General features: G+C 50.1%; 14 protein-coding genes. 5 read left to right on the top strand and 9 right to left on the bottom strand.

Going from position 1 to position 16,331, the window contains the following annotated elements:
* Positions 1-916: 916 nt before the first annotated feature.
* Positions 917-1,249 carry a hypothetical protein gene (locus AAC022_RS17375; RefSeq protein WP_339733086.1) on the bottom strand — a complete coding sequence of 111 codons (333 nt, stop codon included), beginning with the start codon at positions 1,247-1,249 and terminating at the stop codon, positions 917-919.
* Between the two features lie 331 nt (positions 1,250-1,580).
* On the opposite strand from AAC022_RS17375, the gene AAC022_RS17370 reads away from it, so the two are divergent.
* Positions 1,581-2,702 (top strand): hypothetical protein, encoded by a 1,122-nt coding sequence (locus AAC022_RS17370; RefSeq protein ID WP_339733085.1) that lies wholly within the window; start codon positions 1,581-1,583, stop codon positions 2,700-2,702.
* A gap of 645 nt (positions 2,703-3,347) precedes the next feature.
* Here AAC022_RS17370 and AAC022_RS17365 read toward each other — a convergent pair.
* Entirely contained in the window at positions 3,348-4,616 is a 1,269-nt protein-coding gene (locus AAC022_RS17365; protein ID WP_339733084.1) for a dipeptidase, read from the bottom strand.
* Between the two features lie 268 nt (positions 4,617-4,884).
* Between AAC022_RS17365 and AAC022_RS17360 the strand changes: the two genes are divergently transcribed.
* On the top strand, positions 4,885-5,142 hold the full coding sequence (locus AAC022_RS17360; RefSeq protein ID WP_339733083.1) for a DUF2007 domain-containing protein: 258 nt from the start codon (positions 4,885-4,887) through the stop codon (positions 5,140-5,142).
* Between the two features lie 7 nt (positions 5,143-5,149).
* Here AAC022_RS17360 and AAC022_RS17355 read toward each other — a convergent pair whose 3' ends face one another.
* From AAC022_RS17355 to AAC022_RS17335, 5 genes are all read right to left on the bottom strand, one after another.
* A complete protein-coding gene (locus tag AAC022_RS17355; protein WP_339733082.1) occupies positions 5,150-5,722 on the bottom strand; it encodes a class I SAM-dependent methyltransferase in 573 nt (190 codons plus the stop codon).
* Positions 5,722-6,792 carry an FAD-dependent oxidoreductase gene (locus AAC022_RS17350; protein WP_339733081.1) on the bottom strand — a complete coding sequence of 357 codons (1,071 nt, stop codon included), beginning with the start codon at positions 6,790-6,792 and terminating at the stop codon, positions 5,722-5,724. The genes AAC022_RS17355 and AAC022_RS17350 overlap by 1 nt, the downstream gene beginning before the upstream one ends.
* A 91-nt stretch (positions 6,793-6,883) precedes the next feature.
* On the bottom strand, positions 6,884-7,351 hold the full coding sequence (locus AAC022_RS17345; protein WP_339733080.1) for a hypothetical protein: 468 nt from the start codon (positions 7,349-7,351) through the stop codon (positions 6,884-6,886).
* Positions 7,348-7,632 carry a hypothetical protein gene (locus tag AAC022_RS17340; RefSeq protein ID WP_339733079.1) on the bottom strand — a complete coding sequence of 95 codons (285 nt, stop codon included), beginning with the start codon at positions 7,630-7,632 and terminating at the stop codon, positions 7,348-7,350. The genes AAC022_RS17345 and AAC022_RS17340 overlap by 4 nt, the downstream gene beginning before the upstream one ends.
* A 51-nt stretch (positions 7,633-7,683) precedes the next feature.
* Positions 7,684-8,940, bottom strand: a complete 1,257-nt coding sequence (locus AAC022_RS17335) for a PQQ-binding-like beta-propeller repeat protein (protein WP_339733077.1) — start codon at positions 8,938-8,940, stop codon at positions 7,684-7,686.
* A gap of 454 nt (positions 8,941-9,394) precedes the next feature.
* On the opposite strand from AAC022_RS17335, the gene AAC022_RS17330 reads away from it, so the two are divergent.
* Complete coding sequence (locus tag AAC022_RS17330; protein ID WP_339733075.1) at positions 9,395-10,174, top strand: ATP-binding cassette domain-containing protein; 780 nt, start codon at positions 9,395-9,397, stop codon at positions 10,172-10,174.
* Positions 10,171-12,402, top strand: coding sequence for an ABC transporter permease subunit/CPBP intramembrane protease (locus tag AAC022_RS17325; protein ID WP_339733074.1), 2,232 nt, complete (start codon positions 10,171-10,173; stop codon positions 12,400-12,402). The genes AAC022_RS17330 and AAC022_RS17325 overlap by 4 nt, the downstream gene beginning before the upstream one ends.
* A gap of 33 nt (positions 12,403-12,435) precedes the next feature.
* Here AAC022_RS17325 and dinB read toward each other — a convergent pair whose 3' ends face one another.
* Positions 12,436-13,632: a DNA polymerase IV gene (dinB, locus tag AAC022_RS17320; RefSeq protein ID WP_339733073.1), complete on the bottom strand. Its 1,197-nt coding sequence runs from the start codon at positions 13,630-13,632 to the stop codon at positions 12,436-12,438.
* 325 nt (positions 13,633-13,957) lie between these two features.
* Here dinB and AAC022_RS17315 point away from each other — a divergent pair, with 325 nt between their 5' ends.
* Complete coding sequence (locus AAC022_RS17315) at positions 13,958-15,331, top strand: Gfo/Idh/MocA family oxidoreductase (RefSeq protein WP_339733072.1); 1,374 nt, start codon at positions 13,958-13,960, stop codon at positions 15,329-15,331.
* A 135-nt stretch (positions 15,332-15,466) separates the two neighbouring features.
* Here the strand turns inward: AAC022_RS17315 and AAC022_RS17310 are convergent, their stop codons facing one another.
* A complete protein-coding gene (locus AAC022_RS17310) occupies positions 15,467-16,306 on the bottom strand; it encodes an MBL fold metallo-hydrolase (protein WP_339733071.1) in 840 nt (279 codons plus the stop codon).
* Between the last annotated feature and the right edge of the window lie 25 nt (positions 16,307-16,331).

Genomic DNA, 16,331 nt, shown 5'->3' with positions numbered 1-16,331 from the left:
TTCTCCGCCAAATCAGGAGATTATACCTATGAATAAAGAGATTTGTGAACCTGTTCGAGCTCGGATCTATTTCACTAAAGGGGACGGCTGGCTTACTTCACGTTGACTTTTTCAATTTTACTACATATCGTGAATACGTAAGCAGGACAAGGATCGTTCAACAACTCATCAGGACGTTCCCCACGAATGCAACTACGATACAGATACTGTTAGGAACGGCGTCTGCTCTCGAGAGCAACAGTAAGAAACATAGTGTGTTTCTTATGCTGTTTGTTATGTTCTTTCGCCTCCAACGTCGTTACTAATGAAACTCAAACACAACCGTCCGGTAATGCCAGTGCGGTTCACCTTGCCCCACAAGGTTGATTGTTGATTGACGGAGTCTCGCAAGTTGATGCTGCTCCTGTAGGCAAATACGCCCCAAGATGGTTTTCAGCACTGGGATTTAAAAGAGGTCCCGTGTCTGAAAGCTTTGATACGAAATCCGCTCAATGAGTCTCGTGTCATTCTGAATGTATAAGACATGGGGAGTGTCTGTTTGCTGGTCAGATTCAAATTGCGAAGTGCTTCAGTTCTCGGCAGCAACTGATCTGCTTTTGCAGAGCAACCGTTATGATTCATGACAATTTTCTTTTGGGCCTCTCAAAACAGAATTGTTGACAACAATTATTAAAGCGGATGCCGAGCAGGTGAAATCAGTCTTTTCCCTCTCGTGACAGACGCGAATCAGGTCGATCAGTCATTCTCTCTCTCTGATCGAACAGGTGAGGAAAATGAGACAGTTTACGATTACATTTTTAGCATTGCTCTCGGTAATATTTGTCTGCGAGCTTGATTGTTTTGCACAGCGCGGTGGTGGACAACGCAGCGGCGGCGGCGGAAGTCGCGGCGGTATGTCGCGCGGTGGCGGTGGACATCATAGTGGAAGGTCCGCGGGGCGTAGTACGTCTCGCAGTAGTGGGCGCTCGGGCGGGAACTCTCGCTCTACTCCATCCAGAGGACAGTCGTCCTCACGCAGTAGTTCTTCAGCACGGAGGAGTTCCCCTTCACGGTCGGTAAGCCCGTCACGATCGGTCAGATCGTCTTCGAGCCGAAGTACAAGATCAGCTATGCGGCCGGGGAATTCGACTAACTCATCCAGAAGCAACCAGACCAGAAGCAACCAGACCAGAAGCAACCAGACCAGAAGCAACCAGACGGGATCTTCCAGAAATTCGAATTCATCACGACAGCGAAACAGTATCGGCAATCCGGGATTACGTCCTGGAAGCAGCAGCCGATCCCGATCCAGCTTCTCAAACTTAAATTCAGGTTCCAGGAACAGTGGTAGAAGTCCAGGCCTGAGCCCGAGAGGAAGCCGAAACGGGACTGGAAATCAGAACGTTGGTCGAAGCTCAGGTCTGAGTCCGAGAGGAAGCCGAAACGGGACTGGAAACCAGAACGTTGGTAGAAGCTCAGGTCTGAGTCCGAGAGGAAGCCGAAACGGGACTGGAAACCAGAACGTTGGTAGAAGCTCAGGTCTGAGTCCGAGGGGAAGCCGAAACGGGACTGGAAACCAGAACGTTGGTAGAAGCTCAGGATTGAGTTCAAGAGGAAACCATCACGCCCATCGGAGTCCCGGTTTGAAATCGGGAGGAAATCGGAGGGGGGGATTGAACAGGCCCGGTTATGCGAACAACAGGTCTTACCATTATCGACCCGGCTACTGGTCAGGTTATCGATCAAACTACGGATTTGGATTAGGCTATGGTTCCTCCGGTTACAGACGCTATGGCTACTATCCCCGTTATCATTATCGCAGATATGCATATCGTCCCTGGGTCTGGACTACGTTCGGCGGAGTCAGTGCCTGGATTGGATATAACAGTCTGGCTCCCGTCGTCTATAACTATTCGGTCAGTGATGGGTATATCTATAACAACGGCGATCAAGTCGCTCCCGTAACGGTCTATGAATCACAGGCAGATCAAATTGCTGACAGTGTTCCTCCGCCGGAAGATGCGGCTGAGTGGATGCCCGCAGGCGTGTTCGCCATTGTTCCACAGGGAACCAAAGACGTCGATGTGACGGTCCAATTGGCGGTCGGAAAAAATGGTGCGATCGCGGGTACCTATTTCAAAAAAGAGGGCAATATTACATTGCCGCTCCAGGGCGCAATTGATGAAGCAAAGCAGCGCGTCGCCTGGAAAATTGGCGAAGAAGATCCCATCACGATGGAAACCGGACTGGATAGTTTGACCAGAGATAAATCAACGGTCATTATCTACTTCAGTGACGGCGTTTCTGAAATCTGGGACATGTTACGAGTGGATCAGGAGACCGCCAGACTGGCCCAGCAGGAACTGAATCAAGACGAATTAAAGAATGAATTGCTGGGTTCGCATCAGGAACTCAATCAAATTGTGAATGATGTCTGGAAAGATTATCTGGAACTGCCCGAAAGTATGTCTTCGAATACTTCAATCGTGGAACTGGAAACTGTGATCAAGAATTATCAGCAGATACAGCTTGATTCAAAATACCATATGGTGACCAATCGTCCGGAATTTCAACAGACGTTTCAATTGCTGCAGGAGTATCTCAAAGAGTTGCAGCAGCAGAAAGTTCAGGAGTTGCAGCAAAAATTACCGGCACCACCGGCAGCAGCGCAACCGGAATTAGTGGCTCCGAAACCAGCGACTGCAGCACGTGAATCGAATTAACTCCGGTTTTGCACTGGTCCGATTGCGGATGTCGTAATTCGGGTCGCTATCAAAATTGGTTGACCCATTCAGAAATATTGAAACTCACATAAATGCCCTGGAAACAGGGCGTTTTTTACGCCTTGACGCTCCCGTGCCGACTCGTAACATGCTGAGCTTGCGTCGGGCACGCGAGTGAAACTCAAAACATAGTACATGCATCGGCACCCTAACAAAATCAACACCAGCATAAAGCCCTTGTTTGAAACGGGTTTTGACAGATCTGCTCTCAATGCTTCACTTTGGGCAGATGATTTTCGTGACGCTTCAAACGACTTCATTCCGCAATCAAAGAGTATCGCAAGGACATCAATGGGGGATGATAGGTTATCACATCCGGATCGCAGCTTGACCTCTTCTCGCTGATCTGTACGATTCTGTTTCTGACTGACGAACTCAGAAACTTCAGCAGAACGAAGACGTAGATCCACAGAGATTTGTTTCATGAAAACGGTTCCTATTGACGGTTCCCATTGAAAGAAGAAAACGATCAGACGCACGCTCGCTGATCAAGTTGGCTCGTGGATATTACCCGATACCATCGCCGGCACGCAGATGAAAATTCCACAGTAGTGCGAATCCGTTTTCTGGGAAATGAGTCTTCCGTTATTCCGCTGGCTGCTGCTGGAGCTGTTTGGCAACCTTTTCTGCTTCTCGTAGCACACGCATCAGGTTTTGTCCCATGATCTGTTTGATCTGCTGATCCGTGTATCCTCGGTCTAATAATGCCTGGGTAATCAGCGGGTAGGTTGCGACGTCTTCCAGTTGCTTCGGGAGTGAGGAAACGCCGTCGAAATCTGAGCCGATTCCCACATGTTCCACGCCTGCCACTTTCGCGATATGGTCAATATGATCGACGACATCATGAATCGTTCCCGGTTTCATTTTGTGACTGCTTTTCCAGCGATTGTATTCCCGGTTGAATTCTGATTCTTTTGGATATTTCTGTTTCAGTTCACGGCGTACATTAAACATCTCAGTCATTTGGCGGGCTGATTCGGGAACCACAAAACCAGAGAAGTAATTTACCATTACCACGCCGCCGTTCTGTTTGATTTTGAGCAGAATGTCATCGGGAACATTCCGGGCGTGATCGGCGATCGCCCGCGCCGAAGAATGCGAGGCAATAATCGGTGCTTTGCTCACACGGAGCACGTCATCCATCGTTTCCGGCGAAACGTGCGAAATGTCAACCAGCATCCCCAGCCGGTTCATTGTGAGCACGACTTCTTCACCAAAGGGGGAGAGCCCTTTGTTTTTTGCGTCATCTGTCGCCGAGTCGGCCCAGTCGAGCGAGTCGGAATGCGTCAGCGTCATGTAACGAACGCCGAGTCCATAAAACACGCGTAGCAGGGATAGCGAATTTTCAATTGAATGCCCGCCTTCGACGCCGATCATTGAGGCGATTTTTCCCGACTTGTGAATTCGCTCAATATCATCTGCGGTCGACGCCATTTCAAATGTTTCAGGATAACGCTTGATCATCCGATGAATCAGGTCAATCTGCTCCAGCGTATTATGGGCGGCACGGCGTTCGAGACGCGTTTCAGAGGGAACATAAGCAGACCAGAACTGGGCCCCCACATTTCCTTTTCTGAGTCGGGGGATGTCCGTATGAAACTTTGGCTGAGGCTGTGAAATGTCGGCCTGTTTGAATGAAGAAGCCGCCTTTTGTCGCATTGCCCAGGGAAGATCATTGTGTCCGTCAATCACCAGGCATTCTTGATGCAGCTTGCGGGCACGCTCCGTTAGGACTACTGGCTTTCGATCCGGCTGCTCGGCCGGCAGTAAACCGGGAGTGAGAATCAGGGAGAAAGCGAGCGTCAGGAGCACACGTTTTGCCCAGTTTATAGCGGATAAGGAATGGGATTTCATAACGTCCCTTTTTTCTGTGGGAAAATTCTGTGGGAAAATATGGAATGGCGCCGTCCTACAGAGTATCGCCGGGCTATACTGGTTTACAAGGATGAAATGAGACTCTGTCTCTTTGTAAGGGATCAGACGGCAAGAACGGAAAACAGTATTGAAGAAAATACGGTTTCCGGTTAGCTTGAACAGATGCAAAACGGAATTGTGACTGACTGTTGAGCGCTCCATGTATCCAACGTGATAACATGGACGGTTTGTCTTAAGGAAAATATCGATGAGCGAAAGCCTGGAAACAGTGTACTCTACCACAAACGTGATGGAAGCGGAATTTATTAAGCTGACGCTGGAAGGGGAAGGAATTCGCTGCATGCTCGAAAATGAACTTCAGGCAGGTCTTACCGGTGTCTTTGAAGTCAAAGTCGATGTCATGTCGACCGACGTGGATCGCGCCCGCCAGATTCTAAAAGAGATACGCGAATCTACAGAAACTGCAGAAGATGGGTTTGAAGAAGACGCTTCCAAAGAAGAATAAGTGTCCGCTACACACGCCCGCGCTTTTTAACCACAAACAGCCGCGGTGCGCTTGTTGATTCTGATCGCGCATGAATTACCTCGGATTCATAGCCACTCGTTTCCAGTTGGCTGAATCGTTCTGCCACTGCCTGTGATTCTGAATCACCACCCGGATGACCGGGATACGCCAGCACTGTCAGAATGCCGCCCGGACGTAACAGCAGCAATGCCGCTTCAATCGCAGCCAGAGTCGAATCCGTTTTTGTGATTTGACAATGATCCCCTCCCGGCAGATATCCCAGATTGAACATAATCGTGCCAATGCGTTCCAGGTACGTTTCCGGAATGATATTCCCGAGCGAACTATGGTCGCAACAAATCAATTCACCGTTGGAAATTCCAGCCTGTTGTAGTAACTCGGCTGCCTGATCCAGAGCCGCCTGTTGAATGTCGAGCGCAAAAACCTTGCCCGTTTGACCAACGGTCTGACACAGAAACAACGTATCGTGGCCATTTCCCGCTGTCGCATCGATGGCGGTTTCTCCCGGCTGTAACACCGCGGCAATCAGTTCATGGGCTTGGTCGGTTAAGCGTGTCATTAGGAGAGATCTAGTTTTCGGCTGAGGTCCAGTTGTTTATCCATCGTCTGTTTGCCTTCCAGAACGTTTACGAAATAATCGGCCATCCATGGAGTCTGCAGGCTCCCCTTCGAAGCGAAGCCGTTAAAAAATCCGACGCGAGGTTCGGTGGGATGCAAACCCATAATTGGTAAGCGGCCCCGAATCACCGGCCGGACTGCCGCACGATGGTCAACGACTTCAAACGGCAGCTTGAGATATTCAGCAAGTCGCGCACAGATTTCCTCGCGGCCAGCGGCCGTCGGTTCACAGTCAAGATGTTCGCGATCATAGGTTGAACCGGCACGATACAGATCCTCTTTCCAATGTGCCAGCCAGACTCCCCGATGCACCACGCGTCTCTCATTCAGTCCCGGTATTTTCAAGGTGAGGATTTCTCCTTTCGCTCCTTCAAAGGGCACTGATTTAAACCAGGGATTCTGTTGGCCGTGGATACCTTCACAGAAAATGATTCTGTCAGTAGCAACCTTCCAGCGCGGCAGTATCACACAGTCTGATTCAAACACAAGATCGCTGGCCGGATCGATGTTTGCTTCCAGAAAACAATCCTGTTTTAAAAAGTGCGTGCGGGAGAGACTGAGATAGGTCGGCACATCCAGTTGACCGCCCTGCGTCATTTCAAAGCCTCCCCGACTCATCTCAAACGCACTCTCATCGGCCAGAGGCTGCGGTACCGAAATCAGCTCCGGGAAGTGAGTCTGCGAACGTTGTCGATATTGTTCCTGCTCCTGTTCGGAAGAAAACAGCCGCAGCATCGGCTTCAGTTCAAAAAAGGATGCGTCCGTTTCTTGTTCAATGCGACGATAAAATTCGGTCGCGAACGGCAGGAATTCATCAAGTCGCCACGAAACAACCAGCCGCATACCGGTGATGGGGGTGATCAGTCCCGCCGCGATTTGTGAAGACGTTGTCGGTTCACAACGGTCAATCAACAGCACCCGATATCCACGCTGCAGCAACGTCCAACCCAGCGCCGTTCCCGCCAGTCCTTGTCCCACAAGGATAAGGTCAAATTCAGTTTGCTGAGGCATATGATACGTTTTCGTAAGATTGAATGAAATTAATACTTAGGGGCCTGGGTGGGGTTTGAGGCAGAACTGATGCCATTCTTATTTATGGTCTTTACGAGTCAGGTGCATGATATCGGAAGAGGGTCATTCGTTTCCAGCCTGTGGCGAGTTCCTTTGCGGCCTCGATTTCTTCTAGTGCAGGTGCGTTGCCTTTGATTAGAAGTCGTTCACTCTCTTGTGTCGTCAATGTGATCAGGTCATCCGCAAAGGCATGGAGAACGACTTCAAAGTAATGGGAATTGACGCCCAGTTGAGGGCAAGCCGTTATCTGCTGAAAGAGTGTATCAATAGTCTGTTCAGCAGATCGCAGAAGCCAGTCTGCTTCACATGAAACAACCCACCAGTCATTCACTCTGAAGGCAGAGGCTTTTGCTCCCGTTAACGACAGTGCCTCATCTACCAAAATCGCCACAATACTGCTGGCCCTCAGATTCCCGAAAGGGAGAAACATCTCCTGGTGCGAGCGGATGAATTCAAGAGGATCTTCGAGAGGTATGATATCGGCTTCTGTGTACTTCATTCTGAGGAGTTCTTTTTTTCAGAGCGATAGCACAACTCGTCCCATTCAAACACGCCGATCCATTCATCGTGAACGCGGTCATACTCAATCACGGCTTCGACTTCCAGGCAATCTGGTGTCCCCGTTTCATCGACGTCGTCCGGCATATACAGCACCACTTCCAGCCCGGGAGCTAACTTCAACTGCAGTTCTTGCAGATCTTTCTTAGTTCCCAGGCAGGTCAGAATGGCGCTTCTGTTTTGATCCAGTTTATTGAAGTCAGCGTACAGTCTTGGTTTCATGATTATTATCAGATCATTCTGACAGTGATACTCACAAGAATAATGCGATGCTCACTCTCCAATGCAGTACAGAAATTCCTGACGCTTACCGGACGCGCGATTGGCGGCGCGATGAAAAATTTGATCACCGCAGATGGCCGGTGTCGCGAAGCCTTCGTCGCCGAGTTGGTTTTCTGCCAGCAGTTCGAATTTTTCAGGATTCGCTTTGAAGACGAACGTTTTTCCCTGCTCATTGGTCAGATAGATGTTACCGTTAGCCAGAATCGGCGAAGAAGAGACTTTCCCGCCCAGACGGCTTTTCCACTGCTCTTTTCCCGTCTGGGCATTCCAGCAATACGCGATGCCGTTATCGTCGACCGCGTAGAGAAAACCCTGAAAGGCCAGCATCGATTGCTCATAACATTTCACCCGATTCGTCCAGACGACTTTTCCAGAACCATCGGCTTTGACGGCCATTGTCCCTTTTAAGGGAAATCCGCCACTGGTGAAGACCAGATCCTTATCCCAGACCATCGTCCCGCAACTGACGATCCACATCGCCGGAGCTGACCAGAGGTCGCGGCCGGTCTTCGGATCAAAGCTGGCCACTTTGGCATTGCCACTAAGCAGCAACTGGTCGCGGCCTGCGATCCGCGCCACAATCGGAGTGGAGAAGTTCATCTTCTCCGGCCGTTTCGTTCGCCAGACTTCGCGCCCCGTTTGTTGATCAAAGGCGGCGATAAAACCATTCTTCTCGTATTCTGAAGTGACGATCACGTTCCCCTCGAACAGCAGGGGAGAGGGGGCGTAGCCAAACTGATACGCGAGTGGCAGATAACCGCCGGCTTTAATCTGCCACCGCTGTTTCCCATTCAGATCCAGCGCTGTTAACTGAATCTGATCGAACTGTGGAAAAACAGCGAAAATGGTTTCTCCATTCGAAGCCAGTGTTGGCGAGGCATGCGTATTCTTCTGGTGAATTTTCGGAGCAAAATCACCTTGACTGACATCGGTTTTCCAGAGCTGCTGCCCCGTCGCACGATCAAAGCAGATTACCGATTGAATTTGTTTCTGTTCATCTGCAGTGGAAATCAGAACACGGTCATTCACTACAATCGGCGAGCTATGTCCCCGGCCGGACAGAGGGGCCTTCCAGCGGATTTTTTGCGATTCGCTCCATTTGACGGGAGGTGTTTCGCCGTCGGCTGCGATGTTATTCGCATTTGGACCTCGCCAGACACGCCAGTCATCTTCAGCAGCAGCAAAATTAGTGATCAGGCACAGCATCAGAATGCAGTTAAACCAGTAGCGGGGAATCGGTAGGCTCATCGTATGACCTTTTCGAGTTCGGAACGAGCGTAGATTTTGAAAGTCGGAGTTTAGTAATGCTACTTTATTGTGGTCGAGGTGGCGACCCGGTGCAAGGCGATTCAGCAGCCTTCTTTCACTCCTGGAAAAATGAGGACCTGATACAAAAATGTTCAAACGATTCAAGAAGATTTTATCCTGATTCTTTGCCGATTATTGAGAGGGGGCATTTTTAGTACGTGACAGACTGACCTTGAGTTTGCTAGAATGGTCTGGTTCGAGGACACGTTGAGTATGCGCCAGCATTTCTAATCACATTTCTCGTGATATCAACGTATTTGAAGCAGGCAAATCCTTCAAATCTATTTTATTGTCGTGACGACACCTGTTTTATCAAGAATGGTGGCATTCATTGAAAAGACAGGACGCATAGGTTGCGCTTCACGTGTCAGATGAGAACAAGGGGCGGGCCAGCATGATTCTTGTTAAAGATCTCACGCGGATATTCGAAGCCGGAAATCAGGATGTTCTGGCCGTCGATCATGTCTCGTTCGAAGTGCAACAAGGGGAAGTCTATGGTTTGCTGGGGCCCAACGGTGCCGGTAAAACCACGACGCTCCGCATGGTTCTCGGACTGTTGAAACCAACTAGTGGCGATGCGGAAGTCGAAGGTTTTCTGGTCTCAAGCCACCCCGATGAAATCAAACGGCGGGTTGGTCTGGTCTCGACCAGTGCGGGCCTCTATCAATGGCTAACGCCGCGCGAAATTCTCTCCTTCTTTGCCGACGTGTATGGCGTTCCCCGCGTCCAGGCGGAAGACCGGATCGAAAAGCTGTCTCGTTTGTTTGGCATTGATCCTTTCCTGGATCGTCGTTCCGCCACCTTAAGTACCGGACAAAAACAACGCGTCAATCTGGCACGATCATTAATTCACGATCCCCCCGTGATGCTGATGGATGAACCGACGCGCGGTCTGGATGTCGTAGGCAGTAAGGTGATTTTTGATTACATCGATCTGTTACGCGATGAAGGCAAAGCTGTGATTGTCTGCACTCATCGACTGGATGAAGCAGAGCAACTCTGTGACCGGTTTGGATTGCTATACAAAGGCAAAAAATGTTACGAAGGGACCTTGGCTGAATTACAGCAGTGCACGTCCTGCCAAACATTGACACAAATCTTCCTGCAGCTGCTCGATGCACCGGTTGAATCTGCTCGGCCGATTCCCAATGCGCAAGGGGAGTTCATTTCATGACGTCCCCGTATGACCAGGATTCTGATGACCGCATCTACACACCCACTCGCACGTTTCGGTTTTCAGGACTGCTGCAAAAAGAGCTGCGGGAAATACTTCGTGATCGTCGGACGGTCATCACTCTGATTTTAATGCCGTTGCTCGTCTATCCTCTACTCGGCTTAATGCTGCAGAAGTTTTTGCTGACACAGGTGACCCAGGTAAGTGAAATCGAATATCTCATTGTGCTTTCCAATGATCCGGAAGCACAGTTGTTTCGCGCCCTGTTTAATCAGGGGGAAGAGATCCTTGCTGAGAAAGAGAAATCAAAGACGGCAGAGGCTGCGGCATCGGCGGGTGAACCTAACGCAACGAAGAACGCACTGGCAGCCTTCCAGCAGGTGAAGCCCGTCATCAAGTTTATGATTGCTGACGAGGCCGGGGATAATTCGAGTATTGACAAGCTGATCAGCGAAGGGGCCGTCGATGTTGGCGTACGCTACTCTCCTCTGGAAACAAAGAACAAAAACTCGCTACAGGAACAGACCAGCGGCCGATTTGAAATCACTTACGGCGCACAATCGGCACACAGCCGGCGTGCGGCGGAATATGTAGAAGAACGTTTACAGGCGGTTCGTTGGGATTATCGGGATCAATTGCTCAATAATATGGGAGAAAGCGAACTCGTTCCCTTTGAAACCACGGTTTCGACTGTGAAATCAGAAATGGGACAAGCCTATTCCCTGGTGACGATCGTCCCCTTGATTTTAATCTTGATGACGATGACCGGCGCCGTTTACCCCGCCATCGATCTCACTGCCGGCGAACGGGAACGTGGCACACTGGAAACATTGATTGCAGCCCCACTCCCGCGGATGTGGATTCTCAGTGCCAAGTTTTTTACGGTCCTCGTGGTGGCGATTCTGACCGCGCTGGTCAATATGACGGCGATGCTGGCAACCGCTTATGCGAACGGACTGGAAACGGTTCTGTTCGGCGAGGGAATGACGCTGTTGATCTTGCTGGAAATCTTGTTGTTGTTGGTGATTTTTGCCGCCTTCTTTTCTGCAGTCCTGCTGTGTATCACCAGCTTTGCCCGCAGTTTTAAGGAAGCCCAGGCCTATCTGATTCCGTTGATGTTGATTTCCATGGCACCCGGCATCTTGGGAATGGTCCCCGATTTAAAAATGACGCTGGTCTGGGCGGTGGTCCCACTGGCGAATATTGTGCTGCTCAGCCGCGATTTTCTGCTGCACGATGCCCAGCCGCTCCTGTTTTTTGTGTCCGTGTTTTCCACCCTGTTTTATGGGGTGGTTGCACTGAGTCTCGCTGCACGGATTTTTGGTACCGATACGATTTTGTATCAAACGGAAACATCCTGGTCTGACTTTTTCAAGCGGTCGAAAAAAACACATCTCGAACCCGCTTTGAGCAATGCCATGCTCTGTCTGGCCGTCATGTTTCCGGTGTTTATTCTCTCTGCGGCATTCGTGGGGCGTTTGAGTGGCATTACATTCTCACAACGCCTACTGGTTTCGGGAACACTCACGTTTTGTCTGTTTTTCATGATCCCACTCTTGTTTGCCTGGCTGGGAGGCGTGAAACTGAAAACCGGGTTCCGCTGGTTTCGGCCGAAGGTGTTATCCTGTCTGGTTGCTATTTTACTCGGCTTTACACTCTGGCCGTTCGCTTATGAAATCGAAATTATGGCGCTCACCGATCATCGGATCGAATCGCTTTCCAAAATATTCGAATCCATGAAACTTGAGCTTTCAGCCATCCCTTTATGGGTCAAGCTGGTCTCGCTGGCAGTATTACCGGCGGTGTGTGAAGAACTGTTTTTTCGAGGGTATCTGTTAAGTGCATTCCTGAATCGCTTTTCATCGACGGGAGCCATTCTGGCTTCGTCGTTTCTGTTTGCGCTATTCCATGTAATCGTGCGCGATTCTCTGTTTATCGAACGCTTCTTTCCCAGTTTCTTCATGGGCCTGTGTCTGGGTTATGTGAATGTGATCTCTCGCAGTGTGATTCCCGGCATCTTGCTTCACATGATTCACAATGGTCTATTAATCACCATCGCCAGTTATCAGGAATCGCTTTCCCGTTTGGAACTCAACCTGGAAAATCAGAAGCATCTCCCCATCGCCTGGCTGGGAGGCTCGCTGTTGATGGTGGTCGTCGGCTTTGGTTTGATTTATATCAGCAATCGCAGACAGCCGACTCCGGCAACAGATCCTTCCGCGGCTTGAATTTGCAGCAGGAACTCCAGATTGGCAAGCGACTCAGGATTCTGAGGATGTTTCCGTGTCTGTTTCATCCGCCTCAATCCGATTGGCGCGTTTGATGGATTCCGTTCCAAAGCGGTTTGCGATCTGATCTTTGACCTGATCCAAACGCGAATGTTTCTGCTGGTCCTCTTCGTCGAACAGAGAACGCTGCTGCCGGGTTCCCGAGTCAAATCCGCTTACGCCAACGCCAATGAGGCGGATCGATAAAGGGCGTTCGGGAAGTCTCTGTTCCAGCAGGAGTAAGGCGGCTGCTTCGATTTCTCTGGTAATGTTCGTCGGCTGATTGACCGTGAGTGCGCGGGTAAACGTAGCAAAATCATCGTAGCGAATTTTGAGTTGAATGGTTCGGCCACGCAGTTCATTTTTACGGAGTCGGCGGGCGACGTCTTCCACCAGTTCAATCAAAACGCTTTTCAGAATTTCCAGATCGGTCACATCCAATGAAAATGTCGTCTCGCGTGATATCGATTTCGCCTGTCGTTCGGGAACGACCGGACGATCATCAATTCCCTGTGACAGTTCCCATAAATGCTGTCCCTGTTCGCCGAACAGTTCCGTTAATAATCCAGGGTCAAGGGTCCTCAGTTGAGAAATCGTGTTGATGCCCAGTTTAGAAAAACGCTTGGTGGCGACTTTTCCAATGCCCCAGACACGGGAAATGGGCAGGGGATCAAGAAAGGCGTAGATGCCATTCGGCTCGACAATCACTAGTCCGTCCGGTTTGTCGGCGTCACTAGCAATTTTGGCCAGAAATTTATTGGGAGCGATGCCGACGGAGGCAATCAGGTTGAGTGACTCTTTAATCTCACGTTTGATGGCGACCGCAATTTCCTGTCCGGTGCCGAATAACAGATGGCTGCCGGTCACATCCAGAAACGCTTCATCCAGAGAAAGCGGCTCCACCAGCGGAGTGTACTTACGAAAAACTTGTTGAATCGACCGCGAGATCTTCGCGTACTCTTCCATGCGGACCGGAAAAAAGTGCGCCTGCGGGCACCGTTGCCGTGCGGTTTTCATGGGCATCGCACTATGGACTCCGTACTCGCGCGCTTTGTAATTGGCCGCGGAAACCACACCCCGATGTTCTGCACGACCGCCAACAATGATTGGCTGCCCTTTCAATTCCGGGTGTTCCCGTTCTTCAATCGACGCATAAAACGCGTCCATGTCTACGTGCAGGATTGTGCGCATCGGATCAATCGTTTGTCGGATCTATTTATTAACTTCGCTAAAAAAGAGCTCGTTTTGTATTTTGGGCTGCTTTACGCTGATTAAATTGTGTTCTGGTCTCTCGATTTCCAGTTTTGGTTTTTATTTTCCGCTTTCATCTTAGCATGAAACACTTGAGAGACGTACAAAAAAGAATAGAGCGCAAAACAGATATAAAGGCCGCTTGATCTTTGCAAAGCCGTTTCTCAGTTCACTATAATGACTGATCACGATTAATCTTCCTGCAACTATACGATTCGTTTCGCCGAATCGTCCTGCACCATTCTTTGTTGATAAGGAGTCTTCAGTGAGTAATCAAAAGCAGAATCGTCGCGACTTTTTGAAAACATCCGCTGCCGCCGTTGCTGGTGGCAGTATGCCTTTCTGGTTCGATATTGACCCCGCCAGCGCTTACAAATTCAAAGCAGCCAATGATCGTCCGGTTGTCGGTTGTATCGGAACCGGGAGTCGCTGGGGCGCGGTTGGTCCTAACGCCATGAAATACGGCGATGTGATTGCCGTCTGTGATGTCGATGCCACTCATTTGAACAATGCCCGTAACCGGGTGAAAGACATTCAGGGCAAAAAAGGGAACAACAAAGAAGTTGCCATTTTTGAAGACTATCGGAAAGTTCTTGAAAATCCCGAAATTGATATCGTGACGATCGTTACCACCGATCACTGGCATACGAAAATTGCCATCGAAGCCATGAAAGCCGGCAAAGACGTTTACTGTGAAAAGCCGCTGACATTGACGATCGATGAAGGCAAGCAGATCATTAAAACATTGAAAGAAACCGGCCGTGTGTTCCAAGTGGGGACTCAACAGCGTAGTGAAATGGGACAGCGGTTCCTGAATGCGTTGGGGGTCATTAAGGAAGGTCGGCTGGGTGATATCACTGAAGTCGAATGTGTGATTGGCGGGATTGCTCCCAGTGGCCCCATTCCGGTAGCGGAAGTTCCCAAATCATTGAACTGGGAAAAATGGCTCGGACAGGCTCCTGTTACGGACTATCGTTGGAAAAAGGATGGTGGACATGCAAAAACTCGTGGCCATTATGAATTCCGCTGGTGGTATGAGTATTCCGGCGGCAAAATGACTGACTGGGGCGCACACCATGTTGATATCGCCCAGTGGGGAATTGGCATGGATCACTCCGGTCCGACTCAGGTCGTGCCGATTTCTGCAGAGCATCCGATTCCTCTGAAAGATGGCATGCCTACCAAGGACGACGGCTATAACGTGGCTTCCAAGTTCGAAGTGCAATGTACCTTCCCGAACGAAGTCAAAATGACGATTAAAAGTGATGGTCGTAACGGGATTCTGTTTACCGGTACGAAAGGGCGAATGTTCGTCAGCCGTGGCGATTTGACCGGAAAACCGGTGGAAGACCTGAAAACGAACCCGCTTTCCAGTGATACGATCACAAAGCTCTACAAAGGGCGAAAGCCTGGCGATCACATGCGCAACTTCTATGAATGTGTCGATGCACGGGAACAGCCGATTTCCGATGTGATGACCCATCATCGCGCGATTACGACCTGCCACCTGGCAAATATTGCCATTCGTTTGAACCGTTCTTTGGAATGGAATCCCGAAACAGAGCAGATTATCGGCGACGATGATGCCAACCAGTGGCAATCACGAGAACAACGAAAAGGCTACGAAATCAACGCGTAGTCAGTTCGTTTTAACCATGAATCAAAGCCTGAAGGAAGCGAATTTCCTTCAGGCTTTTTTTAGCGATTGTCAGTAGCGATAAGACTGATCGGCGATGAGACTCATCCATTAGCCATCAAACGTTTTCAAACCGGCTTACATCCAGAGCTGTAGGCGCTCTTGTAACTCAGCAGGCAACCGTTTTTTGACGGCGTTCATGACCTGGTTATCGTGATACCGCGTACTGAAGTGTGCGAGGATGATCAATTCGTTTTGAAATCGTTCCGCACGCTCGACAATATCATCCAGGTGCATGTGTCCGAATTTATGAATCTTTTCCCGCCGGTGTTCGGGGCGGTAAAACGTCATTTCTGTAATCAGAACTTTCGATTGATACGCCGTCTCGAAATGATCCAGGCCCGCGGGGGCGGTATCGCCGGTGTAACAAACCAGGGGTACGCGGATCTCTTCACTGACTTCAATTCCCGTCATCCGGGCATCACGGATTTCCGTTTCCGGTTTACCCATGTATTCGGGTTTCAGTTTTTTGCGACAGTCCCAAACCTGAAACCCGAGCGAAGGTACCGTATGCTTGGTGCGAAATGCGGTCACGGCGTGTTCGCGAGAAAGCTGGATTTCTTCTCCATCTTTCATGCCAACCAAGTCGCATTCCATCCGCCCGCGATCTAGTTTCTGCCAGCTTTTGAGCATGTTCCACACCGGGTCCACGACTTCTTCGGGCATATAGATCGTGGGGGGGCTCATTTTCATCATCCGTCGCCGGGCAACGTACGCGGGTAGTGCCGCCATATGATCCAGATGCGCGTGTGAGATAAAATAGACCGCGGTCCCCATAAACGACCAGGGGCTGCCCCCCATATCGAAACCCAACTTGAGTTCGGGAACTCTCCAATAGCTCTGAACGGCTGCGCGGGAATAGCCCTCGATCGTCAGTCCTTTGTATTTCACGGATTGGAGAGGTAGATTTTCAAGCATGGTCATCACGTTATCAGGAGATCAA

Source organism: uncultured Gimesia sp., from assembly GCF_963976445.1.
Lineage (GTDB): Bacteria > Planctomycetota > Planctomycetia > Planctomycetales > Planctomycetaceae > Gimesia.
This window is presented reverse-complemented; position numbering and strand designations above follow the sequence as displayed.